The organism is Rhodoblastus sphagnicola (assembly GCF_002937075.1).
GTDB classification, from domain to species: Bacteria; Pseudomonadota; Alphaproteobacteria; order Rhizobiales; family Beijerinckiaceae; genus Rhodoblastus; species Rhodoblastus sphagnicola.
In genome coordinates, this window is record NZ_NHSJ01000107.1 from 12,588 (window position 1) to 38,798 (window position 26,211).

The window sequence follows — 26,211 nt, forward strand, 5'->3', positions numbered from 1 at the left end:
TGAAGCTCCCTGTGTCTCGCCTACGTGCCGCGCGTCACTGACTCAATCCGACTCCGCCATCGACAGTCGCACCACCACGCGCCCGCAGCGCCTCCCACAGCCCAGCCGGTCCGAGCAGAATGTCCCTGAGACCGGCCTTCACCTTCTCCGAGGACAGCGCCTGCTTGCTCATCTCGGTGTGCGCCGCGAGCGCGTCGATGATCGCCTCGTCCAGAGCCTTGGTGAGGTCGGGCGAGCCCGAGAATTGCTCCTTGGTGTTGTTGGCGGCCTGCTCGACCAACGTTTCGACCTCCAGGAGCTTCCCCATCAGCACGTTGTTCACGTAGACGAGCCGGTCGTTGTCGGTCAGGTCGCCGGTGAACAGGTCGTTGACCCGGCTGATGATCTCGGCCAGCCGCGCCTTCTCCTTCTCTTGCACCGCGCCTGAGCCCGTCTCGGTCGGCGGAACGAGCTTGGGCCGACCCGTGCCGACGATGAGCGGCAGCTCCCCCTGGCTGCGGATGTTGTGGTGCGTGAGCACGACCTTGGACAGATCAACGCCCTCGCGCTCTCGGCCGAAGTCGAGCAGCGGCAGGAGGCGGCGGTAGAAGATCGCGCGCTTCTCGATGTCGGTATTGCCGTAGTCGAATATCTGGGACAGGAAGGCGTATAGCCGCTGGTAGGCTCCCATGTCGCCCTTGAACAGGGTCAGCGCGTCCATCTGCTGGCGGCAGGCCGTGGCTGTGTTCTCGTCACCTTGCGCCTGCGCGTCGGCATAGGCCGTCTGCGCAGCCTTGAACTTTTTCAGCAGCCGGTCGGCCACCGGCGTGATCGCCGCGACGAGATCGCCCTGCTTCGCCTTCGGGTTCATCTCGACCTTCACCACGGCCTCGATCTCGAAGTCGTCGTAATGCCCAGCCGCGTCGAGCTTGGCTCTCAGGTCGAAGATGATGTTGGGGTCAGAGATGTTCTCCAGCTCGGCGGTCTCGTAATAGGTGCGGAACGCCTTCAGGATTTCATCCGAGCTGTTGACGAAGTCGAGCACGTAGGTCGTGTCCTTCTTCACGCCCTTGTCCTCGTGGGAGCGGTTGAGGCGCGAGAGCGTCTGCACGGCCTGGATGCCGGCGAGACGCCGATCCACATACATGCCGCATAGCAGCGGCTGGTCGAAGCCGGTCTGGAATTTGTTCGCGACCAGCAGCAGGTGGTAATCCTCGGTGGTGAAGGCGTCGCGGATGTCGCGCCCTTTCAGGCCGGGGTTCAGCGCCTTGCTCGTCTCCGTGAACGGGTCGGGGCCGGACTCCTTGTCATCGACCTCGCCGGAGAAGGCGACCAGCGTCCCGATCTTGTAGCCCTTGGCCTTGATGTATTTCTCGACCGCGATCTGCCAGCGCACGGCCTCCTTGCGGCTCGCCAGCACCACCATCGCCTTGGCCTTGCCGTTGAGCAGCGGCGCGACCTTCTCGCGATAGTGCTCGACCACGATCTCGACCTTCTGGGAGATGTTGTAGGGGTGGAGCCGCACCCAGCCCATGATGCCCTTCATGGCGGCGTCGCGCTCCACCTCCTTGTCGTCCCATTCCTTGCCGCCGCTCGCCAGCTTGAAGGCCAGGCTGTAAGGCGTGTAGTTCTTCAGCACGTCGAGAATAAAACCTTCCTCGATCGCCTGCCGCATCGAATAGACGTGGAATGGCGCCGGCAGATTGTCCGGCCCCTTGGGCTGGTCGGGGTGCGGAACCCGGCCGAACAGCTCCATGGTCTTGGGTTTCGGCGTGGCGGTGAAGGCGACGAAGGTGATGCCCTTGGACTGCGCGCGCGTCGCCATCTGCGCCGCCAGCATGTCTTCCGAGCTGATCTCGCCGCCGTCCGCCAGCTCGGCCAGTTCCTCAGCCGACAGCAGCTGTTTTAACGCGCTGGACGCCGCGCCGGTCTGCGAGCTATGCGCCTCGTCGGCGATGACGGCGAAGGTCTTGCCCTGCGTCGCCGCCATGTCTTGCACAGCCTTGAGCGCGAAGGGGAAGGTCTGGATGGTGCAGACGATGATCTTCTTGCCCGCCGCCAGCGCGTCGGCCAGTTGCCCGCTCTTGCTGCCGCCCTCGTTGGTGATGGTCTCGACCACGCCGGCCGTACGCTGGAAGTCGAACAGGGTTTCCCGCAACTGCGAGTCGATGACGTTCCTGTCCGACACCACGATCACCGCCGAGAAAACCTTATCGTCGCTGGCGTCATGCAGCTCGGCGAGAAAATGCGCCAACCAGGCGATCGAGTTGGTCTTGCCCGAACCCGCCGAGTGCTGAACCAGGAATTTGCCGCCCGCGCCCTCGACGAGGATTTGCTGCGGGACCTCGCGCGTCACGTCAAGCTGATGGAAGCGCGGGAAGATGACCATCTTGATCTGCTTCTTATCGTCGCGCTTGGCGACCAGGTAGCGCCCGAGGATTTCGAGCCAGCTGTCGCGCGCCCAGACCTCCTCCCAAAGGTAACTGGTCGGGTGGCCGTTGGGGTTGACCGGATTGCCCGCGCCGCCTTGGTCGCCCTTGTTGAACGGCAGGAAGCGCGTCTTCGCCCCGGTGAGCCGGGTGGTCATGTGGACTTCGCTGTTGCTCACGGCGAAATGCACCAACGCGCCGCTCGGGAAGCTCAGCAGCGGCTCGGGGGCTTGCCCCTTCGGGTGGGGGTCACGGTCGAGCCGATATTGGTCGATGGCGTCTTGCACACTCTGGGTGAAGTCGGTCTTCAACTCGCAGGTGGCGACGGGCAGGCCGTTGACGAACAGGACGAGGTCGATGCAGTTCTCGTTGGCGAGCGAATAGCGCACCTGTCGGATCACGCGCAGTCGGTTGGCGGCATAGCGCGTCACCAGATCGGCGTTCATGCCCATGGCCGGCTTGAACTGGACGAGGCTCAGGCGCTGTTTCAAGCCGATGATCTCGACGCCTTGCCGCAGCACGGCCAGCGTGCCCTGCGCGTCCAGCACTTTTCGCACCCGGTCGAGCAGCACGCCGTCGGCGGCGGCTCCGTGGTTCTTGGTCAGCGTCTCCCACGCCTGCGGCTGGGTCGCCTGGAGCCATGCCAGGAGATCGGGGGCGTAGAGGGCGCGGGCGCGGTCATAGGCCGTCGCGGCGGCCGGATCGTAGAACCAGCCGTGCTGCGCCAGATGCGCGCAAATCTCGTCCTCGAAGCTGATCTCCTTGTGCAGGCTCATGGCGCGTCCATTTGGGCAGTCGCGACCCGCGTGCTGTCGCGGCGGGAAGCGTTGGAAACGTTCTTCGTTTGATCGACTTCGAGCCTTAACTTGGTGACTTCGTTAGTTAAGGGAATGCGGTTTTGCTTAACTTAGGAACAGGCTGAGGTAACGATTAAAGGAGTAGGTTCGGTATCGCTTCTGCCCGGTCACTTCGATCAGGATGCCAAGGCCAATCAGGTCGCGGATCAGCGCGTTCGCGGTCGGCGTGCTGACCTCAATGCCCTTCTCCAGCTGGTCCGCTGTGACGAATGGACGGCTGTAGAGCATGTTGAGGGCGGCGCGGGCGTTTGGCGTGCGCTTGCCCAGCTTCAGTATGGAATGCTCCACCTCCGTGCGCAGGGCCAGTACCTGCCGAAACACGTCGCGCCCCTTGGAGGCTGTCTCGGCAACGCCCTTCAGGAAGAACCTCACCCAATGGACGAGGTCGTTCGACATCCTCACGCGCATCAAGGCATCGTAATAGCTCGCCCGGTTGCGCTCGAAGAAATCGGACAGGTACAGCGAGGGCTTGGCGAGGAGGCCGTGGCTGACCAGGTACAGCGGGATCATGAGACGCCCGATGCGCCCATTGCCGTCGAGGAACGGGTGGATCGTCTCGAACTGGTAATGACTGATGGCGACGCGCACGAGGTGCGGCACGATGATCGCGTCGTCATGCCAGAATTTTTCCAGATCGCCCATAAGATCGGCAACCCCGTCCGGGTGGGGCGGGATGAAGACGGCGTCCGCGAGACTCGATCCGCCGATCCAGTTCTGGCTGGCGCGGAACTCGCCGGGCTGCTTGTGTTCGCCGCGCACGCCGTCCATCAGAACCGAGTGCGTCTGCTTGAGCAGCCGGTTGGACAGCGGCAGCTTGTCCAGTTCCGCCACCGCCGTGTTGACGGCATCGATGTAGTTGCGCACCTCGCGCCAGTCGTCGCGCTTTTCCGGCAGGATTTGCTCCTCCGGCATCAGGGCTTCGTCAATGCCGGTCTGCGTGCCCTCGATCCGGCTCGACGTTTGCGCTTCCTTGACGACGTGCATCTGGATGAACAGGTCGATGTCGGGAACGATCAGCGAGAAGGCGTTGAGTTCGCCAAGCGCCCGCGTCGCCTCCTCCAGCAAGGTGTTGATCTGGAGATCGTCCCAGCCCCAGTCGTGGTCGATCAAAGCCGGCTCGAAGCTCTTGTACTGGTAGCGCTGCCGCCACTTGCCAGCGCTGAAGGCTTCGAGCTTCATGCCGCCTCCGCTGCCGCAGGGATCAGGCCGCGCACGTCGATCTTCCCGGTCACGGCGGCGGAGATCAGGGCGCTGCGGCGTTCTTGCAGGAGCTGAACCTGACTCGCGATCTCGTCGAACAGCTTCTTCGTCTTGTGAACGGCTACTGCAATGGCTTCTTGTACGGGAAGCTCAATCGCCGGGATTTTTTCATTAAGCAGTGAGCCGATATTCAAGGGCTTATTCCTTCCCGCCGCGCCGCGCGAATTCTCGTTCAGGATGAATTCGCCGTGTCTCGTAAGGAACAGAGCAAAGATGTACTCGGTAAGCGCAACATGGGGCCGTCCCCGCAGAATATGATATCTATGAGATACAACGCAGCCTTGATCTTCGTCCCCGGCTAGAGCAACGGCACCTTCCCAAGCAAATTGCCCACTAATGATAAGATCACCCGCCTGAACCCAGAAAAATTCTGAGTCGCCCATGTCTGCCGTCTCGCGTGCTTCTTTGTGGAAGACGCCACGCCCTCGGTTGTACAACCCTATGGGCACATAAAGCTCTTCCGGCGTTTGGATAACCGGGCGAAATATAAGCTCAGATGCCTCAGAGAGGCGCGCATTTTTAGTTCCACGAATATTAACGGTCGACAAGACCAATGAAGTGATCTTCTCCCTGAGCAAGTCGATCAGGCGCTGCTGCTCTGCGATCAAGGCGTCGATTTTGGCGGTCTCGCGGTCAAGGAAGCCAACTATTTGAATTTGCTCGTCACAGGGCGGAAGCGCGAAAGGGAGCTGTAGAAACTTGTCCGGCTCAATGCGCCATTGGTCGGGCCGTATGCCATTCGAGATCGTCTTGAAGACGGGTGGCAGCAGCTTGCACCGAAAGAGGTAATTCAGAAACTCAGGCTTGTCTTTATGGACCGGCATGAACACGGCATAGTCAGGGCTGGTGATCCCGTTCAAAGATGAGACGCCCAACGATCCTTGCCAGGCTTTCATCTTGTTGATGACCAGATCGCCAGGGTTGACTGACTGGTACAAAGACAGGTCTTCTGGAGTTTTGTTGTTATTGTCGTCGCGGGACGACTTCTCGATGATGCCATAATCCCTGTAAACGGATAGGATAGGCAAGTCGTCTTGATCCCGCCGCTTCACAAGACGAAACAGCCGTCTAGCCTTTATCGTCCTCCAGTGCGCCGGAATGCCGCCCAGCCACGCAACGCCGCTGTCCTTGTATTCGGCATAGGGTGGGAAGCTCATAGGTTTAGGTCCTTCCTCGACCGTTCGCCCTCGATTTGAATTGCCAAGTATTCCTTGACGGTTGCCGCCGCAGCCAGTTCGCCTTCGGCCAGGAACAGGTCCGCCATCTCCGCCTGGCTGAGCCAGATCGTCCCGCCTTCCACTTGCAGCCGGAGCTGGGCCTGGCCATGGTCCGTGATGTTGAGGGTGACTTCGCCGCTCACGCCGCCAGTCCCTCGATCATGGCCTTGATCCGCGCGGTCACCTTGGCAAGGTCGGCGTCGATCTCAGCCAGCGCCCGGGGCGGCTCAAACACATAGAAGTGGCGGTTGAGCGGGATTTCGTAGCCAACCTTCGTCTTGTCCGCGTCGATCCAGGCGTCGGGCGCATGGGGCAGCACCTCTCGCGTAAAATAGGTCTCGACCTCCTCGGATAGCGGCACATTCTCCGTGTCGCGCAGGGACGTGTCCGGCTGGGGCTTGCCCTTCTGCTTGCCCTTGACGCCGAGCACCACCTTGCCCTTGCCGTCGCGCAGCGGGCGTTCAACCGTGATGGTGCGGTATCCGAATTCCTCGTTGGCGAAGATGCGCGACAGCGGGGCCAGCTTGACCTTGCCGCCCTCGGGCGCGGCCGGCACAGCCTCGCCCGCGCGCAAAATCTCCTTGCCGGTTTCCTTGCCCTCAGCGTCGAACAGGGTCGCCTGCTGCGCCTCGACGAAACCGCCGAACAGTTTGGTGATGGCGTCGATGTGATCGTCGGAAAGCTCCTTGCGCTTGGAGCCGAGGCTCTTGCGCATCTTGCGCCACATGCCGCTGGCGTCGATCAGCTGGACCTTGCCCTTGCGCGGCGCGGGCTTGCGGTTGGAGACGATCCAGACATAGGTCGAGATGCCCGTGTTATAAAACATGTCGGTGGGCAGACCGATGATGGCCTCAACCAGATCGTTCTCCAGCAGGTAGCGTCGGATTTCGCTTTCGCCCGATCCCGCGCCGCCCGTGAACAGCGGCGAGCCGTTGAGGACGATGCCGAACCGGCTGCCGCCATCCTTGGCGAGGCGCATCTTCTTCAGCAGGTGCATCATGAAGAGCAGCGAGCCATCCGACACGCGCGGCAGGCCGGGGCCGAAGCGCCCGTCAAAACCCTGGCTCTCATGCTCCTTGCGCACCTCCTTCTCGATCTTCTTCCATTCGACGCCGAAGGGCGGGTTGGAGAGCATGTAGTCGAAGGCGCGGCCGTGGTGCCCATCGTCGGACAGGGTGTTGCCGGCGACGATGTTGCCGATGTCCTGGCCCTTGATCAGCATGTCGGCCTTGCAGATGGCGTAGGACTCGTCGTTCAGCTCCTGGCCGAACATGTTGAGCCGCGCCCTGGGGTTCATGCCCTCCAGCTGCTCGCCAGCGATCGACAGCATGCCGCCGGTGCCGGCCGTGGGATCATAGATCGAGCGCACCACGCCCGGCTTGGTCAGCGCATCGTCGTCCTCGACGAAGATCAGGTTGACCATCAGCCTGATGACCTCGCGCGGGGTGAAATGCTCACCGGCCGTCTCGTTGGACAGTTCGGCGAATTTTCTGATCAGCTCCTCGAAGACCAGCCCCATGGCCGAGTTCGACACCTTGTCCGGGTGCAGGTCGATGGCGGCGAATTTCTCGACGATCAGGTACAGCAGCCCGTTCTTGTGCAGCCGGTCCACCTGGGTGGCGAAGTCGAACCGCTCGAAGATGTCGCGCACGGCAGGCGAGAAACCCTGGACGTAGGAGACAACGTGCTGCCGGACGTTGTCGGGATCGCCGAGCAGCTTGCCGAGCGTCATGGTGGAGACGTTGAAGAAGCTCTGGCCGGCGGCCTTGAGCAGGAACGGCTCCGGGGGCAGGCCCGCAGCCTCCTTGGCTGCCTTCTCCGCGAGCACGGCAACCTTGGTGGACTCCAGCACGCAGTCAAGGCGACGCAGCACGGTGAAAGGCAGAATGACCTTGCCGTAGTCGGACTGCTTGTAATCGCCGCGCAGGAGGTCGGCTACGGACCAGATGAAGGCGGAAAGCGATTGGTGGTTCAAAACAGGCGACCCCGGACAGACGACTCACGCTGGCCACAGCGTAGTCAAAGACACAGGGTGACGCCAGTGATGGCCGACGCCATGAGTCTTTCAGCTGGCAGGGCTCCAGACACCAAGACGCTGAGCGGGTGGCCTCCGCAGGCCCATTATTGATGTCCCAACATGATCTATCCTGCCTGTTGTGCAATTAATTGCATGAACTGCCCGCCCTTACAGTCGTCACCTGGTCCTTTACAGGCTGGAGAAACAAGCAAGTGGGCATTGCGGAGCCATTGACGCGGCTATCGACAAGATGTCTGGACTAACCCATAGTGAGCCAGTTGCAGCCTGGGCAGAATGAGGTCGGCTCAAGGATGGCGCGTCCAAAAAGCCAGGGACCTTGTAAGGTCAACAAGAAGCTCGCCTCGGGCGAGGTCGAAACCTATTACTATGCGTGGCGTGGCGGCCCCAGGATCACCGATCCCATCACGGGCAAGCCCTACCCCTTCAACTCAAAGCAGTTCAAGATCAGGTTCGCGGAGCTTCTCCAGCAGCGCGAGGGGCCGGCGCAGACGGCTCTTGCCATCAAAGGGCCTTTCGTCCAAGACCTCATCGCCAAATTCAAGACGGACCCAATCTACTTCGGCAACCTGTCCGTGAAGACGAAGACCGATTACACGCACCTGCTCGACAAAATCGGAGCCAAGTTCGGCGACATGCCCCTTCGGGCGGTGGACGAGTTCGGGGCGCGGAAGGACTTCCTCGACTGGCGCAACGACATGATGGACAAGCCGCGCACGGCGGACGCTTGCTGGACGATGCTCAAGCGCCTATTCAACTTCGGCATCGACCGGCAGGAGATCAAGGTCAACCCCTGCCTCGGAGGGGGCAAGCTCTATGCCTCGGATCGGTCGGATAAGGTTTGGATGCCCGAGCACCTCGCGAAGCTGAAGGCGGTCGCTCCCAAGCAGGTATGGGACGTTGTGGAGTTGGCCGAGTGGACCGGGCAGCGCATGGGCGACTTGCTGCAACTCACCTGGGACGACTTCGACGGCGAAGTCATCACCCTGATCCAGAGCAAGAGCAAGCGTCGTGGGCAGGGCGGCGTGAAGGTCATCATCCCGGTGCTGGCCAGCCTTCAGGAAATCCTCGACCGGCTCCCGCGACGGGACAGGACCAATGCCATGCTGATCCCCACCAAGCGGTCGAGCGAGCGTTGGACGGAGGACGGTTTCAAGACTGTGTTCGGGCGGGCCAAGACGTCGGCGGGGATCACGGACCTGCACTTCCACGACCTGCGGGGCACCTTCGTCCTGCACGCGGCCGAGGCCGGCTGCACGGTCCCCGAGATCGCATCCATCACTGGGCACAAGCTCGGAGAGGTTCAGACGATCATCGACAAGTACCTGCCAAAGACGAAGACTCAGTCGCTCTCCGCCATGCAGAAGATCGAGGCGAAGAAGAAAAATTTCTCAAGGACCGACGCCTAAGTCGATCCCTCTGTCCGTTTGAACTGGGCGGTTTGCAGAATGGGTTTTACAAACTACTGCAAACCAACAAAAAAGACCTCCTTTTAGGAGGCCTCTTTCGAGTCCGAAACCCCAAGAGTTTCAACCCTTTGAGTGGTGAGCGCGTCGGGGTTCGAACCCGAGACCCTCTGATTAAAAGTCAGATGCTCTACCGGCTGAGCTACGCGCTCTCAAAGGGTTCGTGGGAGTTACAGGGCTTGACGCGGGCGGTCAAGACCTAATCCCGACCTTGCCTGCGTCCCCGCGCGCGGCGCGGCGGCGTAGGCGCTGGATCGCGGGCCACAGCCTCGCGTTCGTCTTGATCGCCGCCTTCGCCCGCAGACTCGCCGCCAGAATGGGTTTCGCCAGCGCGCCCGCCGCGCTCGATGCGAACAGCACGTCCACCATTTCCTCGCGCTCGCCGCAGAACATCGTCTTGTAACGCGCTTCGCCCAGGCCAAGATCGAAGGTTTTGAGACCGCGCGCGCAGGACTCGCGCAGGATGCGCATCAGCAGCAGGTCGCCGGGGCTGGATTTCGCGATCTCCGGATCGGGGTCGAAGGAATTGAACTGGCCTTGTAGCCGATCGCCGTTCAGCGCCGCCGCCAGCATCGCAATCGGGCGGCCGTCCAGCGCCAAAACATGCAACTCCAACTCCAGCCCCTGCCCCGCCATCCCCCGATAAAATTTTCGCTTGCGTGCAATCTCCTCCGCGTCGCCCAGCGCGTAACTGTGCTGCTTCTGCGTGAAGAACGCGTCGAGGATGGCGTCGGACTGCTCCGGCGCCGCGCGAAAATAGGTCAGCGCGCCCCGGTCCGTCAGGCGTTTTTCCTTTTTGCGCAGTTTTTTGCGCGTCTCGGGGGAAAGTTTTCCGGCGAGAAAGGCTTCGCCGTCCTCGGCCAGAGCCGTGCAATAGGCGGGGCTGGGGCTGGGCTGACGCGGCAGGCGCGTCAGCGGATTTTCCACGCCGTTCCAGGTTATTGGCATGTTGAGCAGGCGGTAGAGATGCGGGCCGTCGGGCTGGCGCGCCGCCGCGCGCAGCAGGGCCGCGACATCTGCCGCGCTGAAGGCCGCGGGGTCGCGGAACAGGCCGAGATTGTAGTTGGAGTCCTTGCCGCCCAGGAATTGCGCGATGCGCAGCGGGCCGAAACGGTAAAGGCCGAGTTGCAGCATCGCGACGGGCGCGCCCGCCGCGTCGCGCGCCGCGATGAAGAACGGCTCGACCGCCGCGCCATGGGCCGCCAGCCAGTTCAGCAGGAAAGTTTCGGATTGACAGAACGAAGCCAGCCGCTCCGGCGCGAGGGCGCGCCAGTCGGCCAGGGCCTGACGCGGGTCGCGGAAAATCTCGATGTCAGCGAAAGCTTCCATGCGACGGTTTTAGCAACAAAGGATCAACGCGCCCTTGCTAAACTCCGTTCATGAGCCTGAAACGCCGCATGATCGCCGCCGGTTTTTCGCTGTTTCGCGCCGCGGGCCTCCACCGTCTCGCGCGCGGCGCCTTTTCCGGGCGCGGCGTCATTCTCACGTTTCACCGGGTGCGTCCGGCGGAGGACGAGGCTTTCGCGCCCAACGCGCTTCTGGAGATCACGCCCGAATTTTTCGACGCCGCGCTCGCCCGCGTGCGCGCCAGCGGTTTGCAGATCGTGACGCTGGATGAAGCGCTGCGGCGGCTGGTCTCCGGCGAGGGCGCGGCGTTCGCCGTGCTGACCTTCGACGACGGGTTTCGCGATGTCGCCGAACACGCCCTGCCCGTGCTGCAACGCCATCGCGCGCCCTTCATGACTTACATCGCCCCCGGCCTCGTTTCGCGCGCGGCGCGGCTGTGGTGGGTGGAGTTGGAGGAGGCTTTGCGCCGGCTCGACCGCGTCGAACTGGGCGGGCGCGTTTTTTCCGCGCGCGACGCGCGCGAGAAGGCCGTGGCGTTCGACAGGATTTACTGGACTCTTCGCGCGCAGGGCGAGCAGGCGCTGCGCGACGGCGTCGCGGTTTTGCGGGACCGCGCGGAGATCGATTCCGTCGCGCTGGCGGACCAACTTTGCCTCGACTGGGACGGGCTGAAGCGCCTCGCCGGATGCGAGCTTGCGTCCTTCGGCGCGCATTCGATGACGCATCCACGGTTGCGGCAGATTCCGGAGGATCTCGCCCGCGCGGAGATGGCGGAGAGCCGGCGCGTGCTGGAGGCCGGGTTGGGCCGCGCCTGCCCGCATTTCGCCTATCCGGTCGGCGATCCCACCTCCGCCGGGCCGCGCGAATTCGCGCTCGCCGCCGAACTGGGCTTTTCCAGCGCCGTCACCACCCGGCCCGGCATGATCTTTCCGGAGCACGCGGCCTGTCTGCACGCCCTGCCCCGTGTGTCCGTGAACGGGCTTTGGCAGAACCTCGACTTTTTCGACATTCTGCTGTCGGGCGCGCCCTTCGCCCTGTGGAACCGGGGGCGACGGGTCAATACCGCCTGAGGACCACTTACTGAGAAAATCCCGCGTTTCGTTTCATCGGCGCTGACGGCGCCGGGCAAGAAGCGCCGCCATTTGAGCGGTCTGGTCGCGGCGCGAAGCCGATTGTCCTGACGAAACGGAATTTTGGACCGGGGCTCAATGAACCGAATTCAACGCCATGCTGGCGTCAACGATTTCCCTGGTGATCGCCGCCAGCGCATCCAAGCGGTCGGGTTTGACATAGACCCTGTTGGCGCCGGCGCTTGTCGCCTCCCTGTGCCGATCGCTTTCGGTCGATGTCGTCAGAACGAAAACCGGAAGGGCTTGCAGCAGCAGCGATTTGCGCAGCGAATGCAGGAAACTGATCCCGTCGAAACGGGGCATGTTCAAATCGAGGACGAGGACGTCGGGGAGTTTGTCCATGACGTCGAGTCTGGAAACGCGAAGGACCGCCTCAAGTCCATCGCAGACATGTTCGACCGCGACCGCGTCCTTCGCCATCGATTGTTCCAGCGCGGTCTTGAACAGGTACACATCGACCAGGTCATCCTCGATCAGCAAGATCCTGAACATTCGCGCCTCCCGGGCGTAATTTTGAAATGCGGCAAGCTTGGCGCGAGCCGGAGCGGCCTTAATCTCTCAACGAGACCGCGATGCGTCCGACCCGAAAGGACTCGCGCTTTCCGCGTGTGAACGCGCTTGTCCTGTCTTGTCGGTTCGCGCGCGAGACATCGTCTGAAGACAAGTCCGATCCTCAGACGGCGCGAGACAGGCCAATGTCTCGGCGAAGGACCGCCATCGTCACGCCTTCGATGGCCTGGATCGAAAGACCATCCTTGGCGAGAAACGCCGCGACGCCGGCGCGGAAGGCGATCCGCCGGATTTCCGGCGTATCGAGTCCGGTCAGGAGGACGCACGGGACAGGCTGGCTTTGCGAGAAGGCGTGAATGAAGCCGATGGATGTCTCATACCCCAGCCAATAGTCGATCAGCGCGACATCGAATTCGCTTTGCTCGATCGCGTTTCTCCCCTCCTCGACCGATCGGCAGGTCACGAGAGAAAAATCCAGTTGCTTCGAATTGGCCATCAAGGTCTTGATCATCGCCGCATCGCCGCCATCGTCGTCGATCAGCAAGACGCGGATCGATTCCCGATGCTGGGGAAAATAATGTTCGAGGGTTGAATCGTCGTCGCGCGGCGGCGAGACAACGGCCTTCATGCTGGTCGCTATGTCCATGGTTCCTGCCTTCATTCGTTGACTTCTGGCTGTTTCGACAGGTGAGCCTTCCTGACCTGCCGTCGCTTGCGGTCCCCCTCAAACGGGGGCTCCGCATTCCGCACACGCATGTCGTCAACCAACGCAGACGCTCAGGCCGGGACGAAGCCGATTTCGAATTTCGCGCCAATCAAAGGCGTCCCATGGGCCGTCAATGTCCATTTGTGCCGCGCCGCGATGGTCTTGCAGATCGCCAGACCAATTCCCGAACCCGGATAGTCATCGCGGGAATGCAACCGCTTGAACGGCTCGAAAATATCCTTCAGATACAGCATACTGAAGCCGATGCCTTCATCGGCGACGGAAAGAACGCGCCCCTTTGGCGTCCCGCTTCTGGCCGAGATCCTGATGACCGGCCTTTGACCGGGCTTATGATATTTCAGGGCGTTCGAGACGAGGTTCTGGATCAGGGAAACGATTTGCCACCGATCGGCGTCGATCTCGAAGTCGTCGAGATCAACCTCCAACACGGCGTTCTTGTCTTTGATGGCCTGCGAAAGATTATCCAGAGCCTCGCTGACCGCTGTTTTGATCGGCACGGGTTCAAGGTCGTATTCAGCATTGATCGACCTCGATAAATTCAGGAGATCCGCGACAAGGCCGCGCGCGTGCAGCGCCGATTCCTGCATGATCCCGGCGGCAAACGCCACTTGGGCCATGTCGTTCCGGGCCAGCGCATCCTTCTGGATGTGGGAGAAGGTCGCGATCTTGCGAAGCGGTTCCTGAATATCGTGCGAAGCCGCATAGGCGAACCGGGCAAGCCCCTCGTTGGCGCGCTCCAGTTCTTCCGTATATTTGCCGATCGCCCGTTCGGACTCCCGCCGCGCGCTGATATCGATCACGAACGCCATGACGCCCGGTCCGTCTGGCGCTTCGAAAGGGGTCAGACCAATTTCGACGGGAAATTCCGTCCCATCCGACCGAACGGCGTAGAGATCGCGCCCCACCCCCATCTGCCGCTTGCTCGGCGTTTTGGCGAATCCGGCGCGGTGAGCGAGATGATCCTGTCGCAGTCTTGCCGGTATGAGCGACTCGATGGGCGCGCCGATCATTTCATTGCGCTGGTAATTGAACATCCGTTCGCATTCGGCGTTCGCCAGGCTGATCAAACCGCCCGCACCGATCATGATCATCGCGGCGGGACAGGATTCGACCGCCAAGCGAAAAATATCCTTGGCAGGCGACGGTTCGCGCGCGCAATTCTTCTGTGTATTCGCCATTTCCCCGCCTTCGCCCGTTTTTGGCGACGAAATGCTGTTTCGTTGAATCTGAACGGCTTTGTTTGCTTGCATCGAATCAGGATGCAGACACCCTGAACGAATCTACGCAACTCCCGCGAAAACACAACCAATGATTGAAATTTCGTTAACAAAACCGCGAAGCTATAGCTAATTAAACTGCAAAGCCATAGTTTCAACATCATCGTGCGCCGGCCGGACATCTCTTGCAACGATGAAAGCGTCTTCGCGCGAAGCGGGCGCCGGTTCGCGCGAAGATAATGCGTCAAACCAAAAAGCTGGCGCGCGGGCGGCGGCGTTTTCAGTTTACCGAGCCAGCCACGAAATTCCGGTTATGGCGGATTGCGCGCAATACACGCCTGCAAGGACGTCGCGCCGACGGCGCTCGATCAGCGCGTCATGAAAATTTCTACCACAGGTTGCTCTTCGGCGAGAAAAACGCGCGATTCCGCGATGGTTTTGGACGAAAATGAGCAAATTTCGATGCGTTTCCGCATGATTTTTGCCGGTTCGCGCAGCCGGTTGTATCCAGGAGCGATCATGGGCGGATTGACGATCATTATGATAAATCAATCGCTTGCACGATCAAGACCCCGTTTCACATGAAACAAAACAGGAACATGGCGCGCGAGACGCGGTTTTCACCCCATTTTCACTTTCTTGTTTTCCCCGGCGCCGACCACGCCATGCGCGCGCCTCGATCAGTCGCCCTTGCCTTCCATCCATTTGATCAGCGGCATCATCGGCAGCGCCCAGCCCAAACCCAGCGCGGCGAAGATCACGAAGCGCAGCGCGCCGTTCTCCATCTTCATCGCCGTATACTGCGCCAGCACCATGGCGAACAGCGCATAGATCACCACGAAGGTGAGCATGATCACGGCTCCGATCAGTTTTCGCGTGCGGCTGGTCATGAGGGCTCCACAGGGTTCGACGAGCGGCTTTATCCCGCGAACACAATTTTTCCTCAAGTCGTTCATGCAGGATTCAGCCGGCGGGTCATAGAAAGGTCGCCAAGGGTAAAGCGAAGGCCAACCCGATTGGAGACCAAAATGCGTCTTGTAAGAATTGCGTCCATTGCTCTGGCCTGCGGCGCCGCCGCTTACGCGCTGCCCCCGGCGCAAGCCGCCTGGGGCGATCACGGCGACCGGCCGGGTCACGAGAGTTTCTGCTCGGACGAGAAATTCGGCGACAAAATCGCCGAAATACACAAGGAGCACGCCGACACCCTGGCGCGGCGCCTGAAACTGACCGATGCGCAGAAAGCCGCGTTCAAGGACGCGCAGGATGTGCGCGTCAAAGCCATGACCGAGGGCCGCGCCGCCATCTGCGCCGCCAAGCCCGCCGAACTGAGCTTCGACAAGCGGCTTGAGTTCCGCCAGGCGCGGTTGCAGGCCCGACTCGACGCGCTGAAGGCCGAGGCGCCGAAACTGCTCGCCTTCTACAACAGCCTCAATGAGCGGCAGAAGGGCCAGTTCGACGAGATCAGCCGGCATGAGAGTCACGGTCCTCTCGACGTGACGACCGGCGACACGCATGATGAGATGGGTCCGCCTCCCCGCGACAAGGACTGACGAGCTTCCGGGCTCGGGTTCGAATGCCCCCTCCCCAGAACCCGCCGCCCGGATCAAGGGAAACCGCGCCGAAGCCCCCCTCGGCGCGGTTTTTCTTTGCGCGCCGCGTCGTCCGGGATAGATTTAGGCCGCGTTCTGGAAATCACCCATGTTGCAGACCTCTGGCCGCGCCGTCGCTTCCGCCGCCCCGCCCGCATTTGTCAGGCGCTGGCTGTTTGTGGTCGCTTGGCTGATCGCCCTGATGATGCTGGTCGGCGCCGCCGCGCGGCTGGCTCCGGACATGGATCTGGCGCGCTTCAAGACCATTTTGCCTGGGGACTCGGGGCATCGTCTGCTGGAGCGGACGATCGGAGTCGCCTTCGCCCTGCCGCTCGTGTTGTTCTGGCTGAAAGGGTTTGTCAGGGACGGCTTGCGCGGACGCTTGCTGGTCATTCTGGCGCTGGGCGCGCTGCAAGGTTTTGTCGGCTGGTGGCTGGAGTCCTCGGGCCTTGCTGGGCGCACGGAAGGGACGCAGGCGTGGCGCGCCCTTGATCCGTTGCTCGCCGCGCTCGCCTTCATCGCGGTCTTGTGGACCGCCGAGGGGTTGCGTCCCGGTTTCCGCGACCCGATGGGCCGGGATGCGCGGGGCTTCCGGTTCGAGGCGGGCCTGCTGCTGGCGCTGGCGTTCGCGCAGATTGGTTTTGGCGCGCTGGTGGCGGGCGCGCCGGCGGGCTTGACCTTCAACATCTGGCCGCTGACGGATGGGCGCTTTTTCCCGCCCGCCGGCGAAGCGTTCAGCCTTTCCCCGTTCTGGACCAATTTTTTCGACAATCCCGTCACGATGCAATTCCAGCATCGCATGACCGCTTCTCTCATCGTGCTGGTCAGCCTGTTCCACGCCTTTCATATCAGCCGCGAGCGATTGGCGCGGCGCGCGGTGCGGCGGGCCCTGGTCTTGGCGGGGCTTGTCGTGGCGCAGGCGGGGCTGGGGGCGATGGCGCCGGCCGCGCCGCTTCCCGCCGCGCTGGCGCATCAGGCGCTGGCCATCGGCGTGCTGGCGCTGGCGACGATCCACCGGCGCAAGCTGGGGTAAATCCGCTCAATCAACAAATCACTTGCCAGCCGCCGCGAACAAATCTTCCAGCATTTGCGCCTTTTCCGGGCGGCGGACGATGCAGAGGCCGTCGCCGGCCTCGACAAAAGTCGCCGGTTCCGGCTGGATCAGCGCGCCGCCGCCGCGCCTCTCCAGCGCCACGATGAGAAAGGCGCCGGCGCCGAGCTTTTCGATCTCCCCGACCGTGCGCTTGTCGCAGGCGCTGCCGGCCTCCACCGCGATCACCTCCATGTCCAGGCCGAGCATGCGCAGGTCGGCGGCGAGGCGATCGTTGCCGCCGGCGCGCATGCGCGCGACAATGCTGTTGATGTCGTCGAACAGCAGCAGTTCCGCCACGCGCTCGGCGCCGATGCGCGCCGGCAGCACCACGCGATTCGCGCCGGCCTGCATCAGCTTGCGTTCGGTCGAGGGCAATTGGGCGCGCGCGATGATGAAAACGTCGGGGTTGAGCGCGCGCGCGGAGAGCGTGATGAAGACGTTGGCCGCGTCCTCCGGCAGGACGGTGGCGAGCGCCTTGGCCCTGGCTATCCCGGCGCGCTTGAGCGTTTCCTCGTCGGTGGCGTCGGCCTGAAGGAAACTATGGTCGGATTTGCGCGCCGCCTCCATCCGTTCGGGATCATGGTCGATGACGACGAAAGACATCCGCGCCGCCTTGAGTTCGTGGGAGAGCATCTGGCCGATGCGGCCGAAGCCGCAGATCACGACATGGTCCTTCAGACCATCGATTTCCTTCTGCATGCGGCGGTTCCCGAACATCTGCTGAAACTGGGAGGCGGTGATGAGCTGAATCAGCGAACCGGTGGTGAAGACCATGCCGGTGCAGCCCGCCGCGACCAGGGCGATGGTGATGGCGCGCAAGGCCGGCGTCTGGATGGGCCGCACCTCGCCATAGCCGACCGTATAGACGGTCGTGACGACCATATAGACGGCGTCGCCCAGGCTCCAGCCCTGCGCCACATAGGCGATCACGGCGACAGTCGACACCGCCAGCACAAACAGGATGCCGGCGATGACGTTGCGAAGCGGTGACGCGAGGAAGCCGGAGGACATGGCAGACCGTTGATTCGCCCCATTCTATGCCGGACGAAACGGCGGCGATCCAGCTAAATTATACCTTGACGCGCGCCTCCAGCCAGGCGCGGGCTTCATCCGAAAAAGGTTTGGAGCGGCGGGTGGTCGTGTCGGTCAACACCGTCACATCGACGCCGTGCGCCGCATAGTCGCCGCTGTCGAACACCGCATGTTCAAGTCGCAAGGATGAGCGGCCGATGGAAACGATTCGCGTGCCGATCTCGACCTCGCCGGGCCAGTTGATCTCGCGCACATAATCGATTTCGAGCCGCGCCAGCACAAAGGCGCCGTTCTCGCCCTTCAGGTCGAAATCGACGTCCATCAGCATGTCGACGCGGGCGGTCTCGAAAAAGGTGGCGAAGACCGCGTTGTTGACGTGGCCCTGCCGGTCAGTGTCGCCGTAGCGCAATTTTTCGCGGGTGCGAAAGGGGAAGTCGGTCAAAACCGGGGTTTCGGGTTTCGCGCTCATCCTTCCCCCTCGACTCAGACCTGCTCGATCTCGACCAGCGTCCCATTAAAGTCCTTGGGATGCAGGAACAGCACCGGCTTGCCGTGGGCGCCGGTTTTCGGGTTGCCGTCGCCGATCACGCGGGCGCCCGCCGCCTTGAGTTTGTCGCGGGCGGCCAAAATGTCCTCGACCTCGTAGCAGAGGTGATGCATGCCGCCATCGGGGTTTTTTTCGAGGAATTTCAGAATCGGGCTTTTTTCACCAAGCGGTTCTAAAAGTTCGATCTTGGTGTTGGGCAGTTGGATGAAGACCACGGTGACGCCGTGATCCGGTTGCGCGATCGGGTCGGACACCTGCGCGCCGAGCACGTCGCGATAGGTTTTCGAGGCCGCCGCAATGTCTTTCACGGCAATGGCGACATGGTTCAAACGTCCGATCATGATGCTTCCCCCCCTAAATTTCGATCGCCAGCACGTGAACGTGCGGTTTCTTGCCCCAAACGCCGGAGACCGCCGCGCGCACGGATTTCTCCACCGCGGTGCAGGCGGCGTCCGGATCCCTTTTCTTCGCTTTCGGCAGCGAGTCTAGGGTCTCGAACAGGGCGCGGTCAATCACGTCATCCATGGGGCGGCCGTCGGCGCCCTTTTGCGGCAGACCGAAGCTGACCACGTCCGGCGTGCCCAGCACGTCGCCCTTGCCATTGACAGCGAAGGCGATGCTGACAATGCCCGCCGCCGCGAGGCGATGGCGCTGGCGGAAGCAATCGTCGCTCTCCGGGAGGATCACTTCGCCATCGCGATAGAGCTTGCCATGGGCGACTTGCGGCAGGTGGCCGGGCGCGTCGGGGCCGAGCGAGATCATGTCGCCATTATGCGCCGTCAGCACGTGCTCCACCCCCATCTGGCGGGCGAAGGCGGCGTGAACCCGCAGATGCAGCGGCTCGCCGTGGGCGGGGATGGCGATTTTCGGACGCAGCCATTGATAGAGTTGCTCGACCTCGCCGCGCCGGGGATGGCCGGAGCAATGCACCAGCGCGTCATAGCCCGTCACCACATCCACCCCTTGCAGGATCAGGGCGTTGATGATGGTCCCCACCTCGCGCTCGTTGCCGGGAATGGTGCGCGAGGAAAAAATAGCGAGATCGTTGGCGCTAAGTTTTACGGCATGGTCGCCGCGAATGATGCGCGACATGGCGGCGCGCGCCTCGCCCTGGCTGCCGGTCGCCAGCACCAGCACCTTTTTCGCCGGCAGGCGGGCGAAACTTTCCAGCGTCAGCGTCTCCGGCACGCCGTCGAGATAGCCGCAGTCGCGCGCCACGGCGAGCGAACGCTCCATGGCGCGTCCGGCCAGCACCACTTGCCGACCGGCCTCTTGCGCGGCCAGGCAGACGGCGCGGAGACGCGCAATGTTGGAGGCGAAAGTGGTGACGAGCACCCTGCCCTGCGCCGCCGAAATTTTTTCGCGGAGGATTTCGGCGACGTCGGCTTCCGACGGGCTCTCGCCTTCGCGCAAAATATTGGTGGAATCGCTGATGAGGGCCAAAACCCCCTCGTCGCCGATCGCTTTCAGGCGCGCTATGTCGGTTGGACGGCCGAGGCCCGGATGCTCGTCCAGTTTCCAGTCGCCGGAATGGACCACCGTTCCGACCGGCGTGCGAATCGCCAACAGGCAGGCTTCGGGGATCGAATGCGACATCGCCACGAATTCGACCTCGAACGGTCCGAGTTGCAGACGGTCGCCCTGCGTCACGATCTGGATCGGGATTTTCGGCGCGCCCGGTTCGGCGAGGCGGCGGGTCTGCAACAGGCCGGTGGCGAAGGCCGTGGCATAGACCGGGCAGCCCAGGCGCGGCCACAGCGCGGCGATGGCGCCGACATGGTCCTCATGGGCGTGGGTGATGACGATGCCGAGCAGATCCTTGCGGTGCTTCTCGATGAAGACGGGATCGGGCAGGATCAGGTCGACGCCGGGCATGTCGGTATGGGCGAAGGCCACGCCGCAATCGACCAGAATGTATTTGCGCTTGCCAGGGCCTCCGAACCCGTAGAGCGCCATGTTCATGCCGATTTCGCCCAAGCCCCCGAGCGGGGCGAAAACCAATTCCTCCTGTCCGGAAGACATTTAAATTATACCCTTCATCTCACAGGTAAGGGCGGCGCGAAGCTGAGATCGCCCGCCTCTATCGTAACCAATTTTCCGTCATGACTTTCCAATAGCATACGCCCGTGCGCGTCAATGCCGCGAAACGTCCCTTCCATGACATTTCCGTTACGCATGACTTTTGCCGGCGCGTCGAGGCCGCCGGCGACATCGAGCCAGGCGCGGCGAATGGCGGGGAAATTGTCGCCGCGCGACCAGAGGTCGAGCCAGCCAGCCAGGGAATTCGACAGCGCGACGAAAACCGCGTCGCGGTCGGCGCGCGCGCCCATGGCTTTCAAACTGGTGGCGGGATAGGGCGTGTCGTCGGGATGGTCAGCGCAATTGACGCCAAAGCCGATGACGCAACCGAAGGTGGTTTGCGCAAAACTTTCGAGCAGCAGGCCGGAGAGTTTGGCGCCGTCGTAGAGCGCGTCATTCGGCCATTTCAGCGTGAGTCTGGGGTCGCCGCCGAGCAGGTTTCGCAGGGCGTCCGCCAGCGCCACGCCTGCGACGAAGCCGAGTTGCGGCGCTTTTTCGCGCGCGCAGGGCTCGATCAAGAGCAGGCTGGCGAAAAGATTTCCTGGCGGCGAAACCCAGACGCGACCGAGCCGTCCACGGCCCTTGGTCTGGCGGTCGGCGACGATCCACAGACGGCCGGGATCTCCCGAGGCGACCCTTGCGGCCGCCTCGTCATTGGTCGATCCCAGCACTTCGAAATGTTCCAGCCGGTAGCCCGACCGGACGGCGCCTTTCCCGAGGTCCAAAGCTTAGAACAGCGATTTGGCGGCGGCGTCCGCCGCCTCGACCAGCGGGGCCGGATAGACCCAGTACAGCAGCATCGCCAGCGATGACGCCGCCAGCACAGCGCGCAGCGTGGCGTTGGGCCGGTCGAGCGCCGGAGCGGCGTCATCGAAATACATCACCTTGATGATGCGCCAGTAGTAGAACGCCGCCACCGTCGAGGTCAGCACACCGATCACGGCCAGCGCGAACAGCTTGGCCTCGACCGCCGCGAGGAACACGTACCATTTGGCGAAAAAGCCGGCGAGCGGCGGCACGCCCGACAGCGACACCATCAGCATGGCCAGGAAGAAGGCCATGGTTCCGTTGGTCTTGGCGAGGCCGGAGAGGTCGGAAATCTTTTCCACCGCCTTGCCGTTGACGCGCATGGAGAGAATGGCGGCGAAGGTTCCCAGCGTCATCACCAGATAGATCGCCATATAGATCAGCACGCCCTGCACGCCGGCTTCGGTGGCGGCGGCGAGGCCAACCAGAGCGAAACCCATGTGGCCGATCGAGGAATAGGCCATCAGGCGCTTGATGTTGTCCTGCTTGATCGCGGCGAAGGAGCCCAGCGCCATCGAGGCGATCGACATGAACACGACGATCTGCTGCCATTGATGCGTCACGCTGGGGAAGGCGGTGTAAATGACGCGGGTGGCGATGGCCACCGCCGCCATTTTCGGCGCCGAGGCGAAGAAGGCGGTGACCGGGGTCGGCGCGCCCTCATAAACGTCGGGCGTCCACATGTGGAACGGCACCACCGACATTTTGAACGCGAGGCCGGTGAGCAGGAAGACAAGGCCGAAGATCACGCCGACATTGGGGTGATCGCCGATGGCCGAGGCGATGCCGGCGAAGGACACCGTGCCGGAAAAACCGTAGAGCAGCGAGGCGCCATAGAGCAACATGCCCGAGGACAGCGCGCCCAGCACGAAATATTTCAAGCCGGCTTCGGAGGCGCGGGCGTCGTCGCGGGCGAGCGCCGCCGTGACATAGAGCGCGAGCGACATCAGTTCGAGGCCGAGATAGAGCGCGATCAGGCCGTTGGCCGAGATCAACATCATCATGCCCAAGGTCGCGAGCACGACGAGGATCGGGAATTCGAACTTGTTGATGCCCTGCGCCTTGAAGAAATCGCCGGCCATCAGCAGCGTGACGATGGAGCCGCCGAGCGCCAGCACCTTCATGAAATCGCCGAAGCGGTCGTCGATGAAGGCGTTGTCGAAGGCGACGCCCGCCGCCGTCGTCTTGAGCACGATGGCGACCAAAGCCGCGCCGAGGATGACAACGGCGATTTCGCTCATCGGGCCGTCGTCGGCCTTGCCGCGAAAGGCGCCGATCAGCACCATGAGGATCACGCCGACCGCCAGAATGGTTTCCGGCAGCGCGTGAGCAAGAGCGATTTGCAGCGTGTCCATGAAAACTCTCAGTAAAGCGAAAGGGCGGCCGTGCGGGTCACGGCGAGCGCCGCGTCGTAATTCTTGACGAGTTGCGCGACCGCGCCGGAACAGGCGTGGAGGATCTGGTTGGGCTGAACGCCGTACCAGAGGGTCACAATGACCAGCGGCGCCAGAATGGCGAATTCGCGCGCCGACACATCGGCGAGGCCCATCAGGCTCGCCTTCTCCAGCTTGCCGAACACCACGCGGCGATAGAGGTAAAGAGCGTAAGCCGCCGACAGGATGACCCCGAATGTCGCGAGAAATGCGACCCAGGTGTTGGCCTTGAACGCGCCGATCAGGGTCAGGAATTCGCCGACGAAGCCCGACGTGCCGGGCAGGCCGATATTGGCCATGGTGAACACCATGAAGAGGACGGCATAAACCGGCATGGTCTTGACGATGCCGCCGTAGGCCGAGATCTCGCGGGTGTGGAGACGGTCATAGACCACGCCGACGCAAAGAAACAGCGCGCCGGAGACGATGCCGTGCGACACCATCTGGAACACCGCGCCCTCCACCGCCTGCTGGTTCATCGCGAACAGGCCCATGGTGACAAAGCCCATATGCGCGACCGAGGAATAGGCGATCAGCTTCTTGATGTCCTCCTGCACCAGCGCCACCAGCGAGGTGTAGATGATGGCGATCACCGACAAAGCGAACACCAGCGGCGCGAAATAATGCGACGCATCCGGGAACATTGGCAGCGAGAAGCGGATGAAGCCGTAGCCGCCCATCTTTAGCAGGATGCCCGCCAGGATCACCGAGCCGGCGGTCGGCGCCTCGACGTGGGCGTCGGGCAACCAGGTGTGAACCGGCCACATCGGCATCTTCACCGCGAAGGAGGCGAAGAAGGCCAGCCACAGCCACTTTTGCAGGCCGGGGTCGAAATGGGTGGTGAGCAGCGTGGTGATGTCGGTGGTGTGGGTCTGCGCATACATCGCCATGATGGCGATCAGCATCAGCAGCGAGCCGACCAGCGTGTAGAGGAAGAATTTGAAGCTGGCGTAGATGCGCCGCTTGCCGCCCCAGACCCCGATGATGATGAACATCGGGATCAGGCCGCCCTCGAAGAACAGGTAGAACAGCACCAGATCCAGCGCGCAGAACACGCCGATCATCAGGGTTTCCAGCACCAGGAAGGCGATGAAATATTCCTTGACGCGGACGTCGATCGACTTCCACGAGGCCGCGATGCAGAACGGCATCAGGAATGCGGTCAGCACCACGAACGGGAAGGAAATGCCGTCCACGCCCATCTTGTAGCTGAGGCCGGAGCCGAACCAGCCGCGCTCCTCGACGAACTGGAAGTCCGCGATCCCCGGCGTGAATTGCGACCAGGCGTAGAACGACAAAGCCAGCGTGACCAAAGTGGTCCACAGCGCGATCCAGCGGATCGTGGTTTTCGCGCCGTCCGTGTCGGTCTTGACCAGCAGGATCAGCGCGGCGCCGACCAGGGGCAGGAAGGTCAGCCCGGAAAGTATGCCAAAGCCGAACATCATTGTCCCCCGCCAACAGCGAACAGTCCGTAGGTGATGAGCGCGGCGAGGCCGAGCAGCATCGCGAAAGCGTAATTGTAGATGAAGCCGGTCTGTAGCCGCGACGCGAGGCCGGCGCCGTCGATCACGCGGGCCGCGATGCCGTCCGGGCCAAGCCGGTCGATGATGGCGCCGTCGCCGCCCTTCCAGAACAAGCGTCCCAGCCAGAACGCCGGCTTGACGAAGATCCTGTCGTAAAGCTCGTCAAAGTACCATTTGTTGAGCAGGAACAGGTAGAGCTTCGGGTAGCGCGCCGCCAAAGCGGCGGGGATTTTCGGCGCGATCACATACAGGACCAGCGCCACGAGAAAGCCGCCGCCCATCATCAGTAAGGGCAAAGGTTCGACCCAGTAGGGCGTTTGGTGCATTTCATGGAGGATGTGGTTGTTCGCGCCAGTGAACAGCGACGTGCGCCAGAATTCTTGCGCCCCCTCATTGATGAAATGGTCCTTGAACACATAGCCCGCCCCCAGCGCGCCCGCCGAAAGCACGAACAGCGGGATCATCATGGTCAGGGGCGATTCATGGGGTTCGCCAATGTGGTGGGCGTGGGCGTCGTCATGGCCGTGATCGTCCTGCGCGGCGGCGTGGCCGTGCAGGGCCTTGTACTCATCCGACCAGCGGCGCGGACCGAAGAAGGTCATGAACACGAGGCGCCAGGAGTAGAACGAGGTCATGCCCGCCGCGACCACCAGAGCCACGAAGGCGTAGAACGCGGCGGCGCTGTGGCCGCTGGCGGCGAAGGCGCCCTCGATGATGGCGTCCTTGGAGAAATAGCCGGCGGTGAACGGGAAGCCGGTCAGGGCCAGCGTGCCGATGGTCATGCAGGCGAAGGTGATGGGGATTTTGGTCCACAACCCGCCCATCTGGCGCATGTCCTGTTCGTGATGCATGGCGTGGATCACCGATCCCGCGCCCAAGAACAGCAAGGCCTTGAAGAAGGCGTGGGTGAACAGGTGGAAAATGCCAAGCGCGTAGCCCCCGCAGCCCAGGCCGACGAACATGTAGCCGAGCTGCGAGCAGGTCGAATAGGCGATGACGCGCTTGATGTCGTTCTGGACGAGGCCGACCGTGGCGGCGAAAAAGGCCGTGGTGGCGCCGACCAGCGTGACCACCGTCAGCGCGGTGGGCGACTGCTCGAACAAGGGCGACAGGCGGGCGACCATGAACACGCCGGCGGTGACCATGGTCGCGGCATGGATCAACGCGGAGACGGGGGTCGGGCCTTCCATCGCGTCCGGCAGCCAGGTGTGCAGCAGGAACTGCGCCGACTTGCCCATCGCGCCCATGAACAGCAGCAGGCAGGTCAGCGTCATCGCGTTCCAGTCGAGACCGAAGGCGTGAATGCTCTTGTCAGCGAGGCCCGGCGCGGCGGCGAAGATCGTGTCGAAGCTGATCGAGCCGGTGAGCAGGAAGATCAGGAACATGCCCAGCGAAAAGCCGAAGTCGCCGACGCGGTTGACGACGAAGGCCTTGATGGCGGCGGCGTTGGCCGAGGGTTTCTCGTACCAGAAGCCGATCAGCAGATAGGACGCGAGGCCCACGCCTTCCCATCCGAAAAACATTTGCGCCAGATTGTCCGCCGTCACCAGCGCCAGCATGGCGAAGGTGAACAGCGACAGATAGGCGAAGAAGCGTGGGCGCGAGGGATCCTCGCTCATGTAACCGACGGAATAGAGATGCACCAGCGCCGACACCGTCGTGACGACGACCAGCATCACGGACGTCAGCGTGTCCACGCGCAAAGCCCAGTCGATCTTGAGATCGCCCGAGGTCAGCCAGTTGGCGAGCACTGGCGCGGAAAAATGGCCGTCGTTCAGGCCGACGTCGAGGAACACCTTCCACGACAGAGCGCAAGAGACGAACAGCAGCGTTGTGGTGACGATTTCCGACGCGCGGTCGCCGATTTTCCGACCGGCGAGGCCGGCGATCAGAAAGCCGAGAAGGGGGAGGAAGACGATTGCCGAATACATGTT

The 26,211-nt window shown here is 62.6% G+C and carries 23 protein-coding genes, 1 tRNA gene and 1 pseudogene; 4 read left to right on the plus strand and 21 right to left on the minus strand.

Translation table 11 applies throughout. The annotated features are described in order from the left end of the window. Window positions 1–34: 34 nt before the first annotated feature. The 5 genes from CCR94_RS17610 to CCR94_RS17630 all read right to left on the minus strand — a co-directional run bounded on the left by CCR94_RS17610 (window position 35) and on the right by CCR94_RS17630 (window position 7,717). Entirely contained in the window at window positions 35–3,184 is a 3,150-nt protein-coding gene (locus CCR94_RS17610) for a type I restriction endonuclease subunit R (protein WP_104509154.1), read from the minus strand. Window positions 3,185–3,310: 126 nt separating this feature from the next. Continuing rightward, complete coding sequence (locus CCR94_RS17615) at window positions 3,311–4,444, minus strand: Fic family protein (RefSeq protein ID WP_104509155.1); 1,134 nt, start codon at window positions 4,442–4,444, stop codon at window positions 3,311–3,313. Then, complete coding sequence (locus CCR94_RS17620; RefSeq protein WP_104509156.1) at window positions 4,441–5,682, minus strand: restriction endonuclease subunit S; 1,242 nt, start codon at window positions 5,680–5,682, stop codon at window positions 4,441–4,443. Before CCR94_RS17620 ends, CCR94_RS17615 begins: the two co-directional genes overlap by 4 nt. Continuing rightward, window positions 5,679–5,885 carry a virulence RhuM family protein gene (locus CCR94_RS17625; RefSeq protein ID WP_104509157.1) on the minus strand — a complete coding sequence of 69 codons (207 nt, stop codon included), beginning with the start codon at window positions 5,883–5,885 and terminating at the stop codon, window positions 5,679–5,681. The genes CCR94_RS17620 and CCR94_RS17625 overlap by 4 nt, the downstream gene beginning before the upstream one ends. Further along, a complete protein-coding gene (locus tag CCR94_RS17630) occupies window positions 5,882–7,717 on the minus strand; it encodes a type I restriction-modification system subunit M (protein WP_104509158.1) in 1,836 nt (611 codons plus the stop codon). Before CCR94_RS17630 ends, CCR94_RS17625 begins: the two co-directional genes overlap by 4 nt. Before the next feature lie 311 nt (window positions 7,718–8,028). Between CCR94_RS17630 and CCR94_RS17635 the strand changes: the two genes are divergently transcribed. Then, the gene (locus tag CCR94_RS17635; protein WP_146090079.1) at window positions 8,029–9,186 is read left to right on the plus strand and encodes a tyrosine-type recombinase/integrase; all 1,158 of its coding nucleotides are present in this window, start codon (window positions 8,029–8,031) and stop codon (window positions 9,184–9,186) included. A 133-nt stretch (window positions 9,187–9,319) separates the two neighbouring features. On the opposite strand, the gene CCR94_RS17640 is transcribed toward CCR94_RS17635, so the two are convergent. Both CCR94_RS17640 and CCR94_RS17645 read right to left on the minus strand, forming a co-directional pair. Continuing rightward, window positions 9,320–9,395: transfer RNA gene (locus CCR94_RS17640), tRNA-Lys, on the minus strand. Window positions 9,396–9,435: 40 nt separating this feature from the next. Continuing rightward, the gene (locus tag CCR94_RS17645; RefSeq protein WP_104509160.1) at window positions 9,436–10,572 is read right to left on the minus strand and encodes a GNAT family N-acetyltransferase; all 1,137 of its coding nucleotides are present in this window, start codon (window positions 10,570–10,572) and stop codon (window positions 9,436–9,438) included. A 50-nt stretch (window positions 10,573–10,622) separates the two neighbouring features. Here CCR94_RS17645 and CCR94_RS17650 point away from each other — a divergent pair, with 50 nt between their 5' ends. Next, window positions 10,623–11,660: a polysaccharide deacetylase family protein gene (locus CCR94_RS17650; protein ID WP_104509161.1), complete on the plus strand. Its 1,038-nt coding sequence runs from the start codon at window positions 10,623–10,625 to the stop codon at window positions 11,658–11,660. A 135-nt stretch (window positions 11,661–11,795) separates the two neighbouring features. Here the strand turns inward: CCR94_RS17650 and CCR94_RS17655 are convergent, their stop codons facing one another. The 6 genes and pseudogenes from CCR94_RS17655 to CCR94_RS17670 all read right to left on the minus strand — a co-directional run bounded on the left by CCR94_RS17655 (window position 11,796) and on the right by CCR94_RS17670 (window position 15,064). Next, window positions 11,796–12,212 (minus strand): response regulator, encoded by a 417-nt coding sequence (locus tag CCR94_RS17655; RefSeq protein ID WP_104509162.1) that lies wholly within the window; start codon window positions 12,210–12,212, stop codon window positions 11,796–11,798. 181 nt (window positions 12,213–12,393) lie between these two features. Next, a complete protein-coding gene (locus CCR94_RS17660; protein ID WP_104509163.1) occupies window positions 12,394–12,891 on the minus strand; it encodes a response regulator in 498 nt (165 codons plus the stop codon). Window positions 12,892–13,007: 116 nt separating this feature from the next. Then, window positions 13,008–13,565 carry a sensor histidine kinase gene (locus CCR94_RS26095; protein ID WP_244594117.1) on the minus strand — a complete coding sequence of 186 codons (558 nt, stop codon included), beginning with the start codon at window positions 13,563–13,565 and terminating at the stop codon, window positions 13,008–13,010. Between the two features lie 213 nt (window positions 13,566–13,778). Beyond that, window positions 13,779–14,207 (minus strand): annotated as a pseudogene (locus CCR94_RS26465) (PAS domain S-box protein); the annotation flags it as partial. Between the two features lie 335 nt (window positions 14,208–14,542). After that, on the minus strand, window positions 14,543–14,713 hold the full coding sequence (locus CCR94_RS25190; protein WP_158254816.1) for a hypothetical protein: 171 nt from the start codon (window positions 14,711–14,713) through the stop codon (window positions 14,543–14,545). 141 nt (window positions 14,714–14,854) lie between these two features. Beyond that, a complete protein-coding gene (locus tag CCR94_RS17670; RefSeq protein ID WP_104509164.1) occupies window positions 14,855–15,064 on the minus strand; it encodes a DUF2842 domain-containing protein in 210 nt (69 codons plus the stop codon). A gap of 138 nt (window positions 15,065–15,202) precedes the next feature. Between CCR94_RS17670 and CCR94_RS17675 the strand changes: the two genes are divergently transcribed. Both CCR94_RS17675 and CCR94_RS17680 read left to right on the plus strand, forming a co-directional pair. Further along, window positions 15,203–15,724 carry a Spy/CpxP family protein refolding chaperone gene (locus tag CCR94_RS17675; protein WP_104509165.1) on the plus strand — a complete coding sequence of 174 codons (522 nt, stop codon included), beginning with the start codon at window positions 15,203–15,205 and terminating at the stop codon, window positions 15,722–15,724. Window positions 15,725–15,872: 148 nt separating this feature from the next. Then, on the plus strand, window positions 15,873–16,796 hold the full coding sequence (locus CCR94_RS17680) for a COX15/CtaA family protein (RefSeq protein WP_104509166.1): 924 nt from the start codon (window positions 15,873–15,875) through the stop codon (window positions 16,794–16,796). An 18-nt stretch (window positions 16,797–16,814) separates the two neighbouring features. On the opposite strand, the gene CCR94_RS17685 is transcribed toward CCR94_RS17680, so the two are convergent. Genes CCR94_RS17685 through nuoL form a run of 8 tightly spaced genes read right to left on the minus strand, consistent with a single transcriptional unit; the run spans window position 16,815 to window position 26,208 of the window. Beyond that, a complete protein-coding gene (locus tag CCR94_RS17685; protein WP_104509167.1) occupies window positions 16,815–17,867 on the minus strand; it encodes a potassium channel family protein in 1,053 nt (350 codons plus the stop codon). Window positions 17,868–17,925: 58 nt separating this feature from the next. After that, entirely contained in the window at window positions 17,926–18,357 is a 432-nt protein-coding gene (locus CCR94_RS17690; RefSeq protein ID WP_104509168.1) for an acyl-CoA thioesterase, read from the minus strand. Between the two features lie 14 nt (window positions 18,358–18,371). After that, complete coding sequence (gene mce / locus CCR94_RS17695) at window positions 18,372–18,776, minus strand: methylmalonyl-CoA epimerase (RefSeq protein WP_104509169.1); 405 nt, start codon at window positions 18,774–18,776, stop codon at window positions 18,372–18,374. Between the two features lie 13 nt (window positions 18,777–18,789). Next, window positions 18,790–20,457: a ribonuclease J gene (locus tag CCR94_RS17700; RefSeq protein ID WP_104509170.1), complete on the minus strand. Its 1,668-nt coding sequence runs from the start codon at window positions 20,455–20,457 to the stop codon at window positions 18,790–18,792. Window positions 20,458–20,471: 14 nt separating this feature from the next. After that, window positions 20,472–21,239: a biotin--[acetyl-CoA-carboxylase] ligase gene (locus CCR94_RS17705; protein WP_104509171.1), complete on the minus strand. Its 768-nt coding sequence runs from the start codon at window positions 21,237–21,239 to the stop codon at window positions 20,472–20,474. A gap of 3 nt (window positions 21,240–21,242) precedes the next feature. Continuing rightward, on the minus strand, window positions 21,243–22,676 hold the full coding sequence (gene nuoN / locus CCR94_RS17710) for an NADH-quinone oxidoreductase subunit NuoN (RefSeq protein ID WP_104509172.1): 1,434 nt from the start codon (window positions 22,674–22,676) through the stop codon (window positions 21,243–21,245). A gap of 8 nt (window positions 22,677–22,684) precedes the next feature. Continuing rightward, a complete protein-coding gene (locus CCR94_RS17715) occupies window positions 22,685–24,196 on the minus strand; it encodes an NADH-quinone oxidoreductase subunit M (RefSeq protein ID WP_104509189.1) in 1,512 nt (503 codons plus the stop codon). After that, window positions 24,196–26,208 (minus strand): NADH-quinone oxidoreductase subunit L, encoded by a 2,013-nt coding sequence (nuoL, locus tag CCR94_RS17720; RefSeq protein ID WP_104509173.1) that lies wholly within the window; start codon window positions 26,206–26,208, stop codon window positions 24,196–24,198. The genes CCR94_RS17715 and nuoL overlap by 1 nt, the downstream gene beginning before the upstream one ends. Window positions 26,209–26,211: the final 3 nt, after the last annotated feature.